Origin of the sequence: Bergeriella denitrificans NBRC 102155 (assembly GCF_001592185.1) — a bacterium.
Taxonomy (GTDB): domain Bacteria; phylum Pseudomonadota; class Gammaproteobacteria; order Burkholderiales; family Neisseriaceae; genus Neisseria; species Neisseria denitrificans.
Map to the genome: position 1 here is coordinate 1 of NZ_BCWL01000306.1, position 1658 is coordinate 1658.

At 58.1% G+C, this 1658-nt stretch carries 1 protein-coding gene; it reads right to left on the minus strand.

Going from position 1 to position 1658, the window contains the following annotated elements; translation table 11 throughout:
- Positions 1-1472: 4-hydroxy-3-polyprenylbenzoate decarboxylase (gene ubiD, locus BDE01S_RS10395; RefSeq protein ID WP_066081268.1), on the minus strand; the 1472-nt coding region annotated here is incomplete at its 3' end.
- Positions 1473-1658 lie beyond the last annotated feature (186 nt).

Below are 1658 nucleotides of genomic sequence, written 5' to 3' on the forward strand. Positions count from 1 at the left end.
CCCAATTCCTGCCACATCGCATCGACTTTGGCGGTGACGGCGGGGTCTTTTTTGATGACGCGCCCCCATTCGCGGTCGGTTTCGCCCGGCCATTTGTTGGTGGCGTCCAAGCCCATTTTGCCGCCGAGGCCGCTGATGGGGCTGGCGAAGTCGAGATAGTCGATCGGCGTGTTGTCCACCAATACGGTATCGCGCACGGGATCCATGCGCGTAGTCACCGCCCAAATCACTTCCTTCCAGTCGCGCACGTTTACATCATCATCGACCACGATGATGAATTTGGTGTACATAAACTGGCGCAGGAACGACCAGCAGCCCATCATCACGCGCTTGGCGTGTCCGGCATACTGTTTTTTCATGCTCACCACCGCCATGCGGTAGGAGCAGCCTTCGGGCGGCAGGTAGAAGTCGGTGATTTCGGGGAACTGCTTTTGCAGCAGCGGCACGAATACTTCGTTCAAAGCCACGCCCAATACGGCCGGTTCGTCAGGCGGTTTGCCGGTGTAGGTGCTGTGGTAAACCGGATCTTTACGCATGGTGATGCGCTCGACGGTAAATACGGGGAAGTGGTCTTGCTCGTTGTAATAGCCGGTGTGGTCGCCGTAGGGGCCTTCCAGCGCGGTTTCATCAGGATGAATGACGCCTTCGAGCACGATTTCAGCGCGGGCGGGTACCTGCAAATCGTTGCCGATACATTTCACGAGTTCGGTACGCGAACCGCGCAGCAATCCGGCAAACTGGTATTCGCTCAAGGTATCGGGTACGGGTGTGACCGCGCCCAAAATGGTGGCGGGGTCGCAGCCTAATACGACGGCGACGGGATAGGGTTGGCCGGGATTTTGGCGGCGGAATTCCTGATAATCGAGTGCGCCGCCTCGATGCGACAGCCAGCGCATAATCAGCTTGTTTTTGCCGATGAGCTGCTGGCGGTAAATACCGAGGTTTTGGCGTTTTTTATGCGGTCCGCGGGTGACGGTCAAGCCCCATGTCACCAGCGGCGCGATGTCTTCCGGCCAGCAGTGTTGAATCGGCAGCGCGGTCAAATCGACATCATCGCCCTCAAGCACGATTTCTTGGCAGGGGGCGTTTTTCACCACATTCGGCGCCATGCTCCAAATATCTTTTAAGAGCGGCAGTTTGGCAAAGGCGTCTTTGATGCCTTTGGGCGGCTCGGGTTCTTTCAGGTAAGCCAGCGTCTGCCCGATTTCGCGCAGTTTGGACACGCTGTCCGCACCCATGCCCATTGCCACGCGCTCGGGCGTGCCGAAAAGGTTGGCCAGCACGGGATAGGCGTAGGGTGTGCCGTCTTCGCGCACGGGGTTTTCAAACAGCAGCGCAGGCCCTTCGGCACGCAGCACGCGGTCGGCGATTTCGGTCATTTCCAAATGCGGCGACACGGGCGCGCTGATGCGCTTGAGTTTGCCCTGTGCTTCCAATAGGGTCATAAAGTCGCGCAGGTCTTTGTATTTCATAAGTTCTCGCTTCCGGCCGTCTGAAAATCCGGGCGGCCTGTCCGTAAAACGCCGTTTGCCGCAGGGCATGGCGGTATCGGGATTATAACGCGATATTGGGGTTTTGCGTCCGTTGCGGTGATTCGGCTGCATGACGTGCCGAGGCCGTCTGAAATCCGGTTTGCGGAATATTCAGACGGCCTGATA